At 60.6% G+C, this 16,410-nt stretch carries 14 protein-coding genes; 4 read left to right on the plus strand and 10 right to left on the minus strand.

Features of this window, described 5'->3' with window-relative positions:
- From QZZ60_RS05695 to QZZ60_RS05735, 9 genes are all read right to left on the minus strand, one after another.
- Nucleotides 1-1,131: alkaline phosphatase family protein (locus QZZ60_RS05695; RefSeq protein WP_295639046.1), on the minus strand; the 1,131-nt coding region annotated here is incomplete at its 3' end.
- 417 nt (nt 1,132-1,548) lie between these two features.
- A complete protein-coding gene (locus QZZ60_RS05700; protein WP_295639049.1) occupies nt 1,549-3,429 on the minus strand; it encodes an aryl-sulfate sulfotransferase in 1,881 nt (626 codons plus the stop codon).
- A 43-nt stretch (nt 3,430-3,472) separates the two neighbouring features.
- Nucleotides 3,473-3,784 carry a co-chaperone YbbN gene (locus QZZ60_RS05705; RefSeq protein WP_295639052.1) on the minus strand — a complete coding sequence of 104 codons (312 nt, stop codon included), beginning with the start codon at nt 3,782-3,784 and terminating at the stop codon, nt 3,473-3,475.
- A gap of 64 nt (nt 3,785-3,848) precedes the next feature.
- On the minus strand, nt 3,849-4,775 hold the full coding sequence (locus tag QZZ60_RS05710; protein ID WP_295639055.1) for an FAD-dependent oxidoreductase: 927 nt from the start codon (nt 4,773-4,775) through the stop codon (nt 3,849-3,851).
- A 96-nt stretch (nt 4,776-4,871) separates the two neighbouring features.
- Nucleotides 4,872-6,401 carry a hypothetical protein gene (locus QZZ60_RS05715; protein WP_295639057.1) on the minus strand — a complete coding sequence of 510 codons (1,530 nt, stop codon included), beginning with the start codon at nt 6,399-6,401 and terminating at the stop codon, nt 4,872-4,874.
- Between the two features lie 761 nt (nt 6,402-7,162).
- On the minus strand, nt 7,163-7,960 hold the full coding sequence (locus tag QZZ60_RS05720; protein WP_295639059.1) for a Crp/Fnr family transcriptional regulator: 798 nt from the start codon (nt 7,958-7,960) through the stop codon (nt 7,163-7,165).
- 365 nt (nt 7,961-8,325) lie between these two features.
- Nucleotides 8,326-9,735 (minus strand): sodium:alanine symporter family protein, encoded by a 1,410-nt coding sequence (locus QZZ60_RS05725; RefSeq protein WP_295639062.1) that lies wholly within the window; start codon nt 9,733-9,735, stop codon nt 8,326-8,328.
- A 128-nt stretch (nt 9,736-9,863) separates the two neighbouring features.
- Entirely contained in the window at nt 9,864-10,277 is a 414-nt protein-coding gene (locus QZZ60_RS05730; RefSeq protein ID WP_295639064.1) for an EamA family transporter, read from the minus strand.
- 88 nt (nt 10,278-10,365) lie between these two features.
- The gene (locus QZZ60_RS05735) at nt 10,366-12,264 is read right to left on the minus strand and encodes an LTA synthase family protein (protein ID WP_295639067.1); all 1,899 of its coding nucleotides are present in this window, start codon (nt 12,262-12,264) and stop codon (nt 10,366-10,368) included.
- Nucleotides 12,265-12,688: 424 nt separating this feature from the next.
- Between QZZ60_RS05735 and QZZ60_RS05740 the strand changes: the two genes are divergently transcribed.
- The 4 genes from QZZ60_RS05740 to QZZ60_RS05755 all read left to right on the plus strand — a co-directional run bounded on the left by QZZ60_RS05740 (nt 12,689) and on the right by QZZ60_RS05755 (nt 16,006).
- Nucleotides 12,689-13,381: a response regulator transcription factor gene (locus tag QZZ60_RS05740; RefSeq protein ID WP_295639069.1), complete on the plus strand. Its 693-nt coding sequence runs from the start codon at nt 12,689-12,691 to the stop codon at nt 13,379-13,381.
- A complete protein-coding gene (locus tag QZZ60_RS05745; protein ID WP_295639072.1) occupies nt 13,378-14,454 on the plus strand; it encodes an ATP-binding protein in 1,077 nt (358 codons plus the stop codon). Before QZZ60_RS05740 ends, QZZ60_RS05745 begins: the two co-directional genes overlap by 4 nt.
- A complete protein-coding gene (locus QZZ60_RS05750; protein WP_295639075.1) occupies nt 14,451-15,179 on the plus strand; it encodes a phosphatase PAP2 family protein in 729 nt (242 codons plus the stop codon). Before QZZ60_RS05745 ends, QZZ60_RS05750 begins: the two co-directional genes overlap by 4 nt.
- Before the next feature lie 86 nt (nt 15,180-15,265).
- On the plus strand, nt 15,266-16,006 hold the full coding sequence (locus QZZ60_RS05755; protein WP_295639078.1) for a 4Fe-4S binding protein: 741 nt from the start codon (nt 15,266-15,268) through the stop codon (nt 16,004-16,006).
- Between the two features lie 152 nt (nt 16,007-16,158).
- On the opposite strand, the gene QZZ60_RS05760 is transcribed toward QZZ60_RS05755, so the two are convergent.
- Nucleotides 16,159-16,410, minus strand: a 252-nt coding sequence (locus tag QZZ60_RS05760; protein WP_295639081.1) for a hypothetical protein, incomplete at its 5' end; no start/stop codon positions are given.

The following is a 16,410-nucleotide window of genomic DNA, read 5'->3' on the forward strand; positions in this document are numbered from 1 at the left end:
GGGGCACAGATCCGTCATGAGGGCATGGTAGACCCAGTCGGTAGGATGGGAATGCATGAAGAACAGATCCCAGTCCATGTTGGCGAACATGTATCTTATGGCATCCTCAAGCCAGACGGTGTACTGCTCGTTGATTTCAACCCAGGTGTCGTCGTCGATCCAGTTGTTCAGCAGGGCGTTGAATCCCGCGCTCAGGCCGCGCACGCCGTTTTTGGAATAAAGCTTGCGGGCCAGTTCCGGCGGATTGGTGAAGCCTTCCACCTCATTGATGGTGGTAAGGTAAAGCCGGAAGGCGTCGCCGTCGGGGTCGAGATCGACCAGCTTCGCCCGGAAGAAGCCGTCGGAGAAGCTGCCGTCGGCCATCTCAAAGCTGCGGTCCACGCGTTCGCTCCACTCTCCGGTGTGCACGGTGAAAAAGGCGTCGTTGAAATCCTTGGTGGGGGAAAGCGTCGCGGTGTCGTAGCCTCTGCCGTTCATGTCGCGGACCAGCAGATACCAGGTCTTGGGAGCCATGGGCTTTTCAGCCTGCACGAATTCCATGCGGCAGGACATTTCCAGAGGGTACTTGCCCATGTTGTCGACGTTCGTCCAGCCGGAGGCGTCGACAAGTTCTCCCACGCAGGCATCGGGCAGCGTCATGTTGGTGATGAGCTGGTCACCGCACAGGCCTATGCGGCGTCCCATGCCCACCTTGTTGTCCTGATACTGGCTGACCATCAGACCGTGACCGCCTATGACGGTGGTGTGGCTGCCTTCCTTGCCGGGCCAGCAGCCGGGCCAGTTCAGAACAATGGACTTCTTGCCCGCCTTTTCTGCGGCGTCCCACAAGGTTTCGGCCTTGTTGTGGGCGCTGCCGAAGGAGCAGAGGGCATTGGTGGGCAGCGGGTCCGCGCCGGTGATCTGATGCCAGTAGTCCGTTACCTGATGGGTGGCGGGCATGGCTCCGGTAGCGATGCTTGTCCAGTTCGGAGGCGTGATGGTGGGATAGGGAACCAGGGTATTTTCACAGTAGGTGCCGTGTTCGACCAGCTTCTGAAAGTTGGGAAGAGCTCCTTCTTCCACATGCTTCATCATGAGATGGGGAAGAGCGCAGTCGAGGCCGATGACGACGAGCTTTTTGGCAGGCTTCATATGCGAAATCCTCGGTTGATAGTTGCAGGGGAAAGACGATTGCCGCTCGTCCATTCTCAAGCAATAACCATGCCAAAATATAACACGCCGTAAAGACTGATAAAAAATATCACTGCCCGGATATGAGCGTTCACGGATTGAACAGAGTGATAAAAAAAGAAGCATCCCTGGCTGTCGCGGCGGATCCGGTCTGGAGCGCGCCGGGGCAAAAGACGGGGCGGACGGCGCGGGAGCGGATGCCCTGGAACGAAGGGGGAGGCAGGCGGTACCGTGCGGAGGATTGAAGCTTTCGTGCGGGGAACAGAAAAAGAGCGGGAAGAGAGAATCTCTTCCCGCCGCGGGGACACGCCGGGGGGAAAGTGAGGGCCCGGCGCAGAAAAGGCCGCCACTTTCGTGACGGCCTTTTTTTACAGGATATTAGCAGAAGAGGGAGACGCCGGTCTGGTACTTGGTGTCTTCCACAAGGATTTTGATGTCGTAGCGGCCGGAGAGGCCTTCCTTGCTGATGTTCTGCTTGATGACGCGGTCGTCTTCTTCAAGGTAGGCGCCGGAGCACATGGCGAGGTGATAGGAGGCGGCGGTGTTGATGAAGTAGCCGCGGGTCTCCTTTTCGCCTTCGAGCAGCACCATGACCAGGGAGCCGCGGGCGAAGCGGCCGTGGAACACGATGCGGTCTTCATCTTCCTCGATGTTCACCTGATGCCAGGAGTCGATGACTTCGTTCGATTCGGGCACGTCGGGGATGGTGTCGAAGGTGGGGGTCACGTCGAGGTGGCCGAGCAGCTTGCCTTCGCCGAACGCGGCGTTGTCGCCGTCATGGTAGGGGAAGAGCTTTTCGGCACGGTAGAAGTTGCCGTCCACTTCCATGGAGTACATGACCACGCCGTCCTTCTGTTCCACGGTCTTGGCGCAGATGTCGGTGCCGGGTTCCTTCTTGGGATTGATGAAGGCGCCGAGCTTGTCGGAGGCGTAGCCGTCCTTCCAGCCGATGCCGCCGGAATGGATGAGGTAGTGGCCTTCGTCGTAGTATTCCACGTTGCAGATGTAGGGGGAGAAGAAGCTCTGGCCGAGTTCCTTGCCGTACTGCCACACCTGTTCGATTTCCATCTTTTCGGTGTCGATGCGGTAGCGCACGCCGCGGGAGAAGTTGTCGCGGTTTCTGATGTAGCGTTCCTTCACCTTGGAGCGGTACTGGCCGTTGTCGAAGCACATGATGTCGCCGTCGGGGCAGACCACGCAGGCATGCTGTTCATACTGCCAGTCGAAGTTGGCGACGTCGCCCACGGGCTTGAAGAAGTACTTCTGCATGTCTTCGGGCCAGGTTTCGGGGTCGCCGATGATCCAGTTGAGCTTGCTGGTCTCGTAGTCGAAGTTCACGATGGCGTCCTGATGGCGGCCGGAAATCGTGATGGTCTTGTTCTTGTCGTTGTACCACAGGGCGTTGTTGTGGAACCAGTCGTGGGCGTCCTGGGAGCCGGAACCGGCCACGTTCTGGGGCAGGAAGGTCTTGTAGTCCCAGGTGCGGAGCACTTCGCCGGTCTCGCGGTCGAGCAGGGCGATCATGTCTTCCACGGTGTCGGTGGTGAAGTCCTGGGTGAGGGCGAGAATGTTGCCGTCGGGCATTTCGAAGTGGTCATGATGATAGTTGCCCGGCATGCGGAATTCCTTGTAGATCTTGCCGAGCAGGTTCAGTTCGATGACGCCGGTGGGGCAGTAGGGCATGTGGCAGAAGCGGTGGGAGCCGGTCATGATGTTGCCGTTCTTCACGCGCTTGATGTCGAACATGGTGTTTTCGGTGAGCAGCCAGCGGATGTCGCCCATGTAGTCGTAGGCGGTGGGCAGGTTCTTGCCGGCCGGGGTGAGGAACATGAAGTTGTTGCCGAAGTAGTCCATGGACGTGTTGATGTTGCGGCAGCGGCACACGTCTTCGGGCAGGGGCTGGGACTCTATGGAGAAGGTTTTGCTCTCACCGGTGGAAAGTTCCACGGTCACGCGGGTGGCGATGCCTTCGTAAAGACCGATGACCGGAATGGCGTGGCTCGTTCCTTCGGGGAAGGTGTGCACGATGTTTTCACGGTCGTTGCGCTTGCCGTGGATGGTCATGGTGGCGGAAGCGGGCTTTTCGCTCTTGAAGAGGATCAGCGCGCAGAGCGGGTTGATGAAGTAGGGGTTGACCAGAACATGGGCGTTTTCGAGCGTGGGCTTTTCCGCTTCAAAGGCGGCAAGGAATTCCTTCTCGGCGCGATTCTGGCGAGTAATGAGGTGATCGTTGTAGGTGTGCATCACTTTACTGCTCATGACTGGACTCCTTTCGGCGTTCTACGTGTTGAATATGCGGAAGTTAGGCTTTGAGCTTTTCGATTTCCTGAACGATGGCGGGCTTCTGCTTGAGGCCTTCGAGGCGGGAGACTTCCGCGCCGTCCTTCATGAAGAGCATGGTGGGGAAGCCCTTCACGCCGCAGCGTTCCTTGAGGTCCTGGTTGGCGTCGAAGTCCACGGTGAAGATGCGGAAGTCGGGATCGTTCTTGCTGATGTCCTTGAGAACGAAGGAAAGCATTTTGCAGGGGCCGCAGGTCTTGGAATAGAATTCCACCAGCATGACGCCGGACTTGTCCATGCTGTCGTAGGCGGCGGTGTCGATTTCCGTGATCATGGGATAACTCCTTGATAGGGGGATGAAGGTTGCGTTTGCGGGGCGTCTGCCGGAAGAGAGGGCTCTATCCTCTCAGTTTTTCAACGTACTTGGAAGCGGAATTCGCGGCAATGGCGCCGTCGCCGCAGGCCGTGGCCACCTGACGCAGGCCCTTTACGATGATGTCGCCGGCGGCGAAGATGCCGGGGCGGGACGTGGCCATGGCGGCGTCGGTCACGATGCAGCCGGTACGGTCGAGAATGCCGAGGTCGGCGCAGAAGGAGGCGGTGGGTTCGAGGCCTATGTATTCGAACACGCCGTCGCAGCTGACGGTGCGCTCGGTGGCGTCTTCCTTCGTGGACTTGAAGCGCACGCCTTCAAGCCTGCCTTCGCCCAGGAATTCCAGCACGTCCTGGTAGGGATAGATGGTCACGTTCGGCATGGCGCGCAGCTTGTCGCAGGCGATGGGGTCGGCCGTGAGGTCGAACATGGTCACGATGGTGAGCTTGTTCACGATGCCGGCAAGATAGATGGATTCTTCCACGGCGGAGTTGCCGCCGCCTATGACCACCACGTCCTTGCCGCGGTACTGGGCGCCGTCGCATATGGCGCACCAGCTGATGCCTGCGCCGGTGAAGGTTTCCTCGCCGGGGATGTGCAGACGGCGGGGACGGGTGCCCGTGGCGATGATGACGGCCGAGGCTTCGTACACGGTGTCGTCCTCAAGGCAGACGACCTTCTTCACGTCGCCCTCGTCCACGATGGCGGTCACGGTCTTGTAGTCGAATTCCGCGCCCACTTCCTGGGAGTGCTCGAACATCTTGATGGCCAGTTCCGCGCCGTTGATGGTGCCGAAGCCGGTGTAGTTGGCGATTTCGTTGGTGTTGATGATCTGTCCGCCGGGAGCGAGCTTGTCGAGCACCAGGGTCTTCATGTTGGCGCGCACGGCATAGATGGAGGCCGTAAGACCGGCGGGGCCGCCGCCCACGATGATGACGTCGTACTTGTTCATGGAAGTGTCTCCTTGGTTGTGCTTTCCGCGCGGGGAAAGCGGTCGTTCAGTTTTGCCGTCCTGCGGGAGGAGGGAGGTTCAAGGTTCGTCGGTGGGTTAGAAGATGACCATGGCGAGGGGAATGCCCACGACGATGACCACGCCCGCGATGAGAAGCGAGGCGGTGACGCTGTAGGTCACGATTTCCCGGGGAGAGAGCCACTGGGTGTTGCCGAAGAGCATGGCCGCGAACGGGGAGGCTGCGGGAGTGCAGGCGGCGATGAGCACGGCGAAGATGAAGCAGGCCATGAGGGGACCGGCGTTCATGCCGAAGGCGTTGCACATGGCGAGCAGCACGGGCGTGAGCACGAGGCCGAGCACCACGGAGTTGCAGAAGTTGGTGCAGGATATGCCGAGCAGCACCACGGCGATGCACAAAGGCACGTAGCCGAAGCCGGAAAGGGCGTTTCTCAGCATGTATTCCATGAACACGGTGACGTTGGTGCCCTTGCCGGTCATGGCGTCGCCGAGGAGCATGGCCACGGCGATGAGCAGGAAGATGCGCCAGGGATAGGCCACGGCGGTTTCGCTGATGTCGGCGATGGGCTTGCCGTGCAGATGCACGAAGCCCACGAGGAACAGGGCGACGAGCGGCGCGAGCAGGGAGTTGTGGGCAAGGAAGGCGCCCACCGCATTGTCCTTGCCGATGATGCCGGGAAGCAGAATCCAGCAGGCGAACAGGGCGAAGGCAATGAGCACGCCCTTCTGATAGCCGGTCATGGGCTTGAGCGGTTCCCTGCGCAGCACTTCGGGATCGAGGCGGAGCAGGGGGGAGACGTCCACGCGGAAGACGAAGCGCATGAGCAGCATGAGTCCGGCGATGGAGACCAGGGAAATGACGAGGGCGAAGCAGAAGTAGGAGGCCGCGGGCAGGGCGGGCACGTTCATGCCGGGATTGCTGGCGGCCATGCTCCACACGTTGCCGAGGAGCAGGAAGGCACCGGTCTTGAAGGGATCGGAGGCAAAGGAGAGCAGGGCCATGACGATGATGTAGACCAGCATGATGGACACATATTTGTCGCCGCGCTTGTAGCCCACCTGGTCGAAGATGCTGTACATGACGGGCCAGATGAGGAAGCAGATGGACGTCTGCTCGAAGAAGGCCAGCAGGTAGGTGGTGACGAGAATGACGCCGGTGAACACCCACGGACGGCCGATGATGAAGTCGCGGCGCAGAATCCACTGGGAGAGCCAGGAGGAGACGTTGCTCTTGATGAGGGCCGTGGCAAAGCACAGGGTGAAGAAGATCATGACCACCATGGGATTGCCGAGGAAGGAGTTCAGCACCTTGGGCGCGGGGGTGAAGCCGCTGAAGGCGAGCATGAGCACGCCGAGAAAGCAGGGCCAGAGCGTGTCGACGAAGGTCCAGAGGTAAACGACGCCGAGGAAGATCATGGCGTTGACCATGCCCATGCGGGTGATGGTGATGACGGCGCTGCCGTCCGCCACGGGAAAGCCCGCCGCGACGAGGGCGTCGTTGACGGGAACGGTCATGGAGGGACAGGGCAGGAAATACCCGAGGAACATGAGTCCGATGCCGATGACGGTATGGACTATGGTGGAGAGCGGAAGTTCTCTTGCGGACATGCTACCTCCAGCTGTGGAGCGGGAAAGCCTGTGATGGTAAGGGGGAAAAGGGTGCTCGGAAAGCGGAGGAGGATTCTTCACACCTGGACTTCTACGGATGCTGGTTAACATAGGGCGACGGCGGACAAAAAAAACTAGTCTAAGCTAGCTTTTGAGAAATTTTTTGCTTTTGCCGGGCAAAAGGGCCGTCTCAGGAGGGCATCCGCCGGGGGAAAAAGCCCTTCGTCGAGGGGCGTCCATTCAGTTTTTTCAGGGGATTGTGAAGAAATGTCCGCAGAAGGATGCCTGTGTTCGAGGCGGTCGGCGGGCAAGAAAATTTTTTTTCGGTGAGGGGAGGGCGCATCTGCCGGGGAGCGTTGAAAAAAGGCGGGGAGAGAGGCTGAACGTGCTGCGGCACAAGGGTTTCCGGTCAAAGAAGCGGCGGGAGGATGAGCGAATGCGCGCAACGCTTCGCCGGGCGTTCCGACCTGCGCCGAGGAAAACGGGATCTGCGCGCAGAAAGGATGGAGAACAGGTCGGGGAAGAAGCGCGGAAAAAGGTCTGCGGAGCGGGCGGGACTTTCAGGAAAACGGGAACAAGAGGCGGAAAATCATGGAGGAACGGGGCTCCCGGACGGAGGAGTCTGGACGAATGGGGACGGCTGAAGCCTTCGTCGGGCCGCACCGAAGAAAGGGACGGAACGGAAACGCGCCCTGCGGGACGAGTTGTTCCGGGACGACGCCGGGGCGAAAGCCGCGTCGTGGCGGCGCGGGCATTGCCGGTCACTTCAGGGACGCATGGCCCTGTTCGCCCATGTCGTGGGCGGCGTCCCGGTAGGAAATCTGACTGAGCTGCGAGGCGAGCTTCATGAGCTCATCGGGATTTTTCACGAAAGTGACGCCCTTGTCCTTGTCCAGAATGCCTTCTTTCCGCAGAGACCGGAATATCTTGGTGACGGTCATGACGTGCAGGGAAAGATGACCGGCTATTTCCGTGTAGGTAAGGTAGCGGGGAAGGGCGTGGGGCGGCTTTTTTTCCATGAACACGGAGAGCATGCGGCATACGCGCACCGTGGCGGGAAGCGTGTTGTTGACGGACTGCACGATGATCTTCATGAGGTTTCCGGCAAGACCGCAGATGAGCAGGCTCTTCAGCGGTTCCTCGTCCATGTGCTTCATGAACTCGCCGTGCGTCATGGACACGAGCCGGCAGCGGGTCTTGGTGCACATGACGAGGGACTCGTTGTACAAAAGAAAATCGAAGGCGTCGTGGGGGATGGAGTAGGCCTGGTTGACGGAAGGAATGAAGCTCAGAAGATCGCCGGGATGAAAGTATATGAGCGAATGCGCTCCGCCCACGGCGGACATGGCGGTGAGCGTCACGGCGCCGTCGATCAGGTAGTACACCCGGTCCACGCGCAGCTTCGTGCCGCGGGGCACGACGATTTCCCTGCTGAAGCTCAGAAGATGCTTCCGGCAGGCCTCGATGTCGGAACATCTTTGCGGGGAGTCGTGGCCGGAAGACGGTCCGAAGGAGCCGGTCGTCCCGGGGGAAAGATGAGTCGAGGTGTCTTGCTTCATGGTTCCGTGCCCTTCTGCATGGTCTCTGCGTCACGCGACCTGCAAAGCCGCGGGGCGCGCGAGGCGTAAGCGCATGGCGTTTGCGCCATGCCTGTTTTCTGTACGCGTTCGGGGGAGCCTCGTCCCGGCTCCGGGCAGAAATTGCAGCATCTCGGAAAAATATTTCATCGGCAACGGCCTCTGTCAATCCGTTTTCCCGCCGGGGGATCCGCGGGTGCCTCTCCGCGCCGCGCCGAGTCCCCTTCTGTCCTACCCCGGAGGCCGGTACGGGAAAGGCGCTGCCGCCGTGTTCCGCGGGCGCGGAGGACAAAAAAGGCGGCCTCCCCGTCCGAAGGAGAGACCGCCTGTTTCTTTGCAGAGGAAAGCTACGCGTTCTCGCCCCAGGCTTCGATGCCGCGCCGGTCAGCGAGCTTCTCGGGATGGAACACGGGGTCGGCCACGCCGGCCTTCTTCTGTTCCTGATAGTCCTTGAGCGCCATGAAGGCGTTGCGGCCGAGCAGGGTGATGGCCACGAGGTTGACTATGGCCATGAGCGCCATGAACAGGTCGGCGAGGTTCCACACGAAGGGCAGTTCGGCCACGGAGCCGAAGGCCACCATGGCCACCACCAGGATGCGGAAGATGAGCAGATACACGGACTTGGTGCTGAAGAACTGAATGTTGCTCTCGCCGTAGTAGTAGTTGCCCGCGATGGAGCTGAAGGCGAACATGAACACCATGACGGAGAGAAGCACGCCCGCAAGGCTGCCGAGCTGGCTGGTGAGGGCGAGCTGCACGAGTTCGATGCCGGTCTTTCCGGCGTCGGCGTAGCCGTCGAAAAGCAGCACGATGCAGGCGGATGCCGTGCATACGAGAAGCGTGTCGACGAAGACGCCGAGGGCCTGCACGAGTCCCTGCTTCACGGGATGGGACACGAAGGCCGTGGCCGCGGCGTTGGGCACGGAGCCCATGCCCGCCTCGTTGGAGAAGAGTCCGCGCTTGGCGCCGGTGAGTATGGCCGCGCCTATGCCGCCCACGGCCGCGTCGGGAGAAAAGGCCTGGGACACGATGGAGGCCAGCATGGCGGGAATGTGCGTGATGTTCATGAGCACGATGACGAGGGCGAGCAGAAGGTAGAGCGAGGCCATGACGGGCACGAGCCAGCTGCTGAGGCTGGCTATGCGTTTCAGGCCGCCGAAGATGACCACGGCCGAAAGCACGGTGAGGAAGGCGCCCGCCACGACGCGGTCGACGCCGAAGGTGGCGTTCAGGGAAATGGCGATGGTGTTGGACTGCACGGAGTTGAAGCAGAGCCCGAAGGTCACGGAAATGAGCACGGCAAAGAGCGCGGCGGCCTTGCTGCTGCCCAGACAGTTGCGGATGTAGTAGGCCGGGCCGCCCCGGAAGCCGAAGGTCTTGGGGTCGCGCACCTTGTAGATCTGGGCGAGCGTGCTTTCCGTGAATCCGGAGGCCGCGCCGATGACGGCGATGACCCACATCCAGAAGATGGCGCCCGGGCCGCCGGCCATGATGGCGATGGCGATGCCCGCGATGTTGCCCACGCCCACGCGCGAGGCCGTGCTGATGCAGAAGGCCTGAAAGGAACTTATGTGTGCGTGACCGCCGTCGTGGCTGGTGCCCTCCTTCAGCAGGCGGATCATTTCCCGGAACATCCTGAGCTGGACGAATCTTGTCTTCAGGCTGAACCAGAGCCCCAGGGCGATGAGCATGGCCACAAGGACGTAGGACCACAGAATGTCGTTGAAGAAGGCAACTATGTTTTCGATAAGCTCCATGCGCAGGCCTCTTTCGGGTAAGGTGTGTGATGAAGATAATTCGTGCGATAGTTCACGACGCGCGGAAAAAAGTCAACCTCCCCGTCGGACGGCTCGCCGGCGGGGAGGTTGACTTCGGAGAAGGATCGTCACAGCGCCATGACGAGGGTTCCGGCGGCAATGAGCGCACCGCCCACGGCGACCTTCAGGGTAAGCTCTTCGTGCAGAAAGATCATCGCCATGATTATGGTGAAGATGATGCTCGTCTTGTCGATGGGGGCCACCTTGGACACGTCGCCTATCTGCAGGGCCTTGAAGTAGCACAGCCACGACGCGCCCGTGGCGAGTCCCGAAAGCACGAGAAATATCCAGGTTTTCGTGCTTATTTCCGTAAGACTGACTTTTGCGCCGGTAAGATACACCATGCCCACGGCCATGAAGAAGACCACCAGCGTGCGGATGGCGGTGCCGAGGTTGGAATCCACGCCTTCAATGCCCACCTTGGCGAGAATGGACGTGAGGGCCGCAAAGACCGCGGAGAGAAGAGCGAGAATGAGCCACATGTTTTTCGTTGTCCTTTCCATAGAGAAAACCATGAAAAAAAGGCCGGATGAACCGGCCGCAAAAGGGTCTGAACGATTGGCGGAGAGCTTAGCGCAGAACGGCGTTCTCTTTCAAGCGTCCGTTTTTGAACAGATCGTGGGCGCTCTGATAGTCGGCCTCGGTCCGTTGCGTCAGAACTTCGGCCTGCTCGCCCTTGAGCGCGGAGCCGACACGGTCGGGAAAGGTCCAGCCGAAGACGCCGGACTGCTCCACGGGTGCGAGCGTCGTGAGGGAATCGGGCGTGAGTCTGCCGAGGATCTGATAGGTGCTTATCCAGGCGCGGCCTTCGTCGGGCTTCATGCGCAGCGCGCTGCGGCCGAAGAATCCCGAGCGGTACGACCAGCCGAAGAGGTCGAAGAGCGTGGGGGGAATGTCGGCCTGGCTGCACAGCGTGTCCACCTCTGCGGGAGCGATGCGTCCGGGGCAGTAGATGAGGGCCGGAATGTGGTAGCGTTCGGGCGGCAGATCGGTATGTCCGGCGGCGCTTGAGGTGTGGTCGCCGGAAATGACGAACACGGTGTCGGCGAACCAGGGGCGAGAGGCGGCCTCGCGGAGAAATTCGCCTATGGCGTAGTCGGTGTAGGCCACGGCTCCTCTTCGGCCCGTGCCCGAAGGGATGGATACCTTTCCGTCGGGGTAGGTGAAGGGACGGTGGTTGGAGGTGGTGAGCACGAACTGATAGAACGGGCGCTTCTGCCGGAAGCTTTCGTCCGCGTCGCGGAGGGCCGCGTGAAAAAGGTCTTCGTCGCACACGCCCCAGGCGTTGGTGAAGGTGACGTTTTCGCGGGGAATGTCGGAACGGTCGACGATGCGGAAGCCGTTGCCGGCAAAAAAGGCGTTCATGTTGTCGAAGTAGCCGTAGCCGCCGTAGATGAAGGCGGTGTCGTAGCCCTTTTCCCGGAACACGGTGCCGACGGAGAAAAGGCCTTCGCAGCCGGGACGGCGCACGATGGAGGAACCGGGCGTGGGGGGAAGCGAGAGCGTGAGCGCCTCTATGCCGCGCACGGTTCGGGTTCCCGTGGCCATGAGGCGGGTGAGCTGAAGGCTCTGCCCGGCCAGGGCGTTGAGGTTCGGCGTGTTTTCGCCGAGAAGATCGCTGCCGAGGCTCTCCACCACGATCTGTATGACGTTGGGCTTCCACTCGGGCCGCGAGGCGCGCACCTCGCGGCGCCACTCACCGGCGTCGTCGGAAACGAAGCGCGTTCCCTCTTCCGTGAGGTTTTCCCTGAGCAGGGCCGCCGCGCGCGAATCGTCGATGACGCGGTAGAATTCCCGGTAGTCGAGCTCGTTGTTTCTGTAGGCGGAAAAAAGCGACCAGACGCCGTTGGCGGAAAGCTCGCGCGTCACTCTGTCCTGCGGGGCGAGGGGCGAGTAGAGAAAGGCCGCGCAGGTCATGACGAAGCACACGGCCAGAAGACGCGGGGAGCGCGGAGCGGGCAGGGCGGCGCGCTTCCAGAACGGGCGCAGCGCGAGCAGGGAAACGATGGCCGCACTTGCGGCAACGGCGGCAAGCAGGGGAATGACGGGATAGGATTCCGCGATGTTTCTCATCACTTCCGTGGTATAAATGAGATAGTCCACGGCGATGAAGTTGAAGCGGCTGGAGAATTCGTTCCAGAACAGGGGTTCTGCCACGGCTCCGAAAAGAAAGGCGCAGGCGTAGACCCAGAACGTCGCAGAGGCGACGATGCGTCCCGTCCGTCCGCCCCAGAGCCTTTTTTTCAGAAGCAGCACGAGCATGAGCGGAAGCGTGAGCAGAAAGTAGGGGAACAGATCGTTGACCGCGCCACGGAAGTAGATGCCCGTGACGGTAAGCCAGTCGAAGGAATCCTGCAGGGAACCGTGAGCCATGACGAGCAGCACCGTTCGCACGGCGGCGTTCACGGCCAGCCAGAGGATCAGAAGAAGGCCGAGAAAGCAGCCGCGGGCATTGTTGAAGCGGATCATGCGATGCACTCCTGTGACGTGGAAATGAGAAAAGAACTATAGGTGAAAACGGTGACACGGTCACAGAAGCCGGTGTAACAAAGCGTAACGGCTGCAAAACAGAAGGCGTCGAGTCAATAAATTATACGATGGCGACAAGACATCGACATTGATTTTTGAGAAATTGCGATGATTTTTTTTGAACGGTAACAAAGTGTAACGGACATGTCCGAAATATGCTCATGTCTGTGATAAAATTTTTACATGGTAAAGGCTGGCGCAGTGTAACGAAGCGTAACAGCACTGTTTCCGTCGTTGCCGTGTCGCCGCTTGGAATGCTATGGGAGAGGGATTGCGGAACAACGCATCCGCGCCGTCCCCGGACGGCGGGGTTCAGATGCCGCGACGGCGTTTGCGGCGTTTTTGCGCACAGGCGGAAACGATCATGATTCAGATACTGATTATCGACGACGACAAGGAACTCTGCTCCCTCCTGGAAGACTACTTTCAGCCGGAGGACATCGTATGCCGCTTTTCCCATGACGGGAGGTCCGGTCTGGCCTCCATGCGGGAACGGCGGCCGGATCTCGTCATTCTTGACGTCATGCTGCCGGAAAAGAACGGCTTTGAAGTACTTCGGGAAATGCGTCGGGACGAACAGCTCAGGAAGATTCCCGTCATCATGCTTACGGCCCGAGGCGACGCGAGCGACAAGGTGCGCGGGCTCGACCTCGGGGCGGACGACTATCTGCCCAAGCCTTTCAATCCGCGGGAGCTTCTTTCGCGCATACGGGCGGTGCTGCGCCGTTCCCGTCCCGAATCAGGGGCGGGGGGAGGGGACCTTCGTCTGGACGACGGGGCCATGAAGGCCTGGAAGGGCGACGAGGAAGTTTCCCTGAGCGGACAGGAATACCGCGTGCTGCGCGCGCTTCTCGCCTCGCCGGGCAAGGTGGTCTCGCGCGATGAGCTGAGCCGCTGCGTGTTCGGCCGCGAGGCCATGCCCATGGAACGCGGCCTCGACATGCAGATAAGCCGCGTGCGGCGCAAGCTCGGTCCCTATCCCGACGGTTCGGAACGCATCCGCAGCATACGCGGCGCGGGATACATGTACGTCGTGCGCAAGGAAGAACGCTCATGAAGGGCTGCTTCGGGAGACTTGCGGAATTCTGGACCTCTCAGCCTCTGTTCCGGAAAATCTACATCTACGGCATTTTCTTCATAGGTTCCTTCGCCATGCTCGGCGAGTTCGGCGAGTACGTGGCCGGGGACATTCTCCAGAGCGACGGTCAGGAGTTTTCCTCCTCGCAGGAGGTTGTGCTCTGGGTCGTGTTCACGTTCATCGTGGCGGCGCTTGAGGCCTTCGTGCTCATAAGCTTTTTAAAAAGGGTCATCGGGCACTTCACGTCGGTGATTCACCGGCTTGCCGCCGGGGACCAGACGGCGCGCATAGGGCCGGAGATGGCCGCGAGAAACGACGAGCTCGGGCTTCTGGCCCGTGCCTTCAACACCATGGCGGAGCAGCGAGCGCAGGAAAGCGCACGGGAAAAGGAACTGCTCGCTGCAGTGTCCCATGAGCTCAGATCGCCGCTGACGCGTCTTTCCGTGGCCGTGGAGCTGCTCAGGCGCAAGGACGTGCCGCCGGAATTTCTGGACCGCATCAGTCTGGAAACGGAACGCATGGAAGCGCTCATTGCCAGCATTCTGGAATATTCCCGCATGGAGGCGGGCATTCAGCCCTTCGGCGCTCTGGACATGGCCGCGCTGGTGCGCGACGTGGCGGATGACGTGCGCTTTGAGGGGAGCGTTCGCGGATGCGAGGTGGTGGAGCGGGAACCCGACACGCTGCCGCTGTTCGGCAACGCCGAAATGCTGCGGCAGGCGGTGGAAAACGTGCTGAGAAACGCCCTTCGCTACACGCCGGACGACGGGAAGATATCGGTTGGCCTCACCTCGGAGCACGGCGTCTGCCGCCTGACCGTGGAGGACAACGGGCCCGGGGTGCCCGAAAGCGCGCTCAGGCAGATCTTCCGTCCGTTTTTCCGCGTGGACGCCTCGCGCCAGCGGGCCAGCGGCGGCGCCGGCATGGGACTTTCCATTTCCGAGAGCGCGGTGAGGGCGCATCACGGCCGCATATGGGCGGAAAACAGAAAGGACGGCGGGCTCATGGTGGTCATGGAACTGCCGCTCGAACGGGGAAGGGAAAACGCATGACGCTTTCCGGCCGCTCGGCGCTTTGGCAGAGCGCGGCATGCCTTCTTCTCATGGCGGCGACCGTGCTCATGGAAAGCGACACCGGAATCGACCTCTTCGTCCAGCGTCACTGGTATGACGCCTCGCGCGGACTGTGGGCCGTCGATCCTTCCTTCCATCATGCCTGGCGCTGGCTTTTTTACGACGGCGCAAAACGCTTCGTGGCCGTCGTCGGCGCATCGTCCCTGCTGATTGCCGCGTGGGGATGCTTTTCCGGCCGCAGCGCCCTTCTTCGCGCCGGGCTTCTCATGGCGCTTTCCTGCGCGGCCACGCCGCTGCTCGTTTCCGCACTCAAGGCCGTCACCGGCATCTACTGCCCGCGGCAGCTGACCGTGTTCGGCGGCAACGCTCCCTACACACATCTTCTATCCCTGTCGTTCGGCATGTCCGGCGGACGCTGCTTTCCCGGCGGTCACGCTTCCGGCGGCTTTGCGCTCACCATGCTTTTCTTCTGTCTTTCCGGGCGCGGGGCGCGGGCCGCGGCGCTTGCCGCGACGCTCGGCACAGGCTGGACCATGGGACTCTACCAGATGATGCGCGGCGAGCATTTTCTGTCCCACACCGTGATGAGCATGCTTCTTGCCTGGCAGATGAATGTTCTGCTCGTGCTTCTTGTGGACCGCGTTCTTCTGCCCGCGTGGAGGCGTCGGCGCAGGCGGGCAGCAGGCACGGAAGAGGACGGATGACCTTGAAAGCGCGGGAAAGGTCGGCTAGCGTAGAAGAAAAGCGCAGACCGGATCTGCGCTCCATTTGAAATCCTCGGAGACGACACATGAAAAAGGTGATCCTCGTTTATTTTTCTCCTACCGGCAACACAAGAAAGAGTCTTGAAGCCATGGCCGGTCCCTTCGGCGGCGCGACCGACGTGGTGGATCTGACGGTGGAGGAGGCCCCCGTCCGCACGTTCGATGCCGACGACGTGGTCATCATGGGCACGCCCGTCTACGGCGGACGCATTCCTTCCGTGGCCCGCGAACGTCTTGCAGGACTTGCGGGAAAGGGAACGCGCTGCCTTGCGGTGGTGACCTACGGCAACCGGCATTACGACGACGCTCTGCTGGAACTGGCGGATCTTGCAAAGGCGCAGGGCTTTGCGGTCATGGGCGCGGCGGCCCTTGTGGGACGCCATACCTACGGCGAGATTCAGACGGACAGACCCGACGAGAACGACCTTGCCGCCGACAGAGAATTTGCCGTGCGCGCCCTTTCCGGCGAAGCGCACGACTTCGTCATTCCCGGCAACCGGCCCTACCGCGACGGCGGCAGCGGCGGCAAGTTCCGTCCGCTCACCTCGGAAGCCTGCGTGCGCTGCGGGCTCTGCGTGAAGGCCTGCCCCGTGCACGCCATAGCGGACAACTGCGTGACCATATCCGACGCCTGTCTGTCCTGCTTCCGCTGCATCCGGCGCTGTCCCAAGGGCGCGAAGAACATGGATGTCGAGGCGTACCGCACCTTTGCCGCGGCCTTTACCGAAAAGCTGAAGGTTCGGAGAGAGAACGAATACTACTGCTGATGAGCGCAGGGCGTGCCCCGTCGCTTCATGAGACGACGGGAACCTGCGTGAACGGGAAAGCCCCCGGAAACGGGGGCTTCTTCACTCCAGTGCACGGCTTGATTGCTTGTTTGTCGTTTTTTGAACTTCTGATTGCTTTGAGAAGAAAGAGATTATGCCAGTAGTGAAAGCTGATAAAAAGTTTCTTTTGATTTCTCCTGGTTTTTTTTAACGGACGTTATTTGTGATTTTTCTTTTGCATTAAATCGTCCTCTTTTTTGGACGCGAGAACGTTTTTCGATTTCTTCTGCGGACATGGTAGAAGCTATTTTCAATAGTATTTCCTCAAGGCGTGCGTTGATTTTTAAGTTTCTTTCCTGCTTTCTTCTCATGATGCCCTGACAACCTACGGGAGAAAGGTATAT

It is taken from the genome of uncultured Mailhella sp. (genome assembly GCF_905187505.1).
GTDB lineage: Bacteria > Desulfobacterota > Desulfovibrionia > Desulfovibrionales > Desulfovibrionaceae > Mailhella.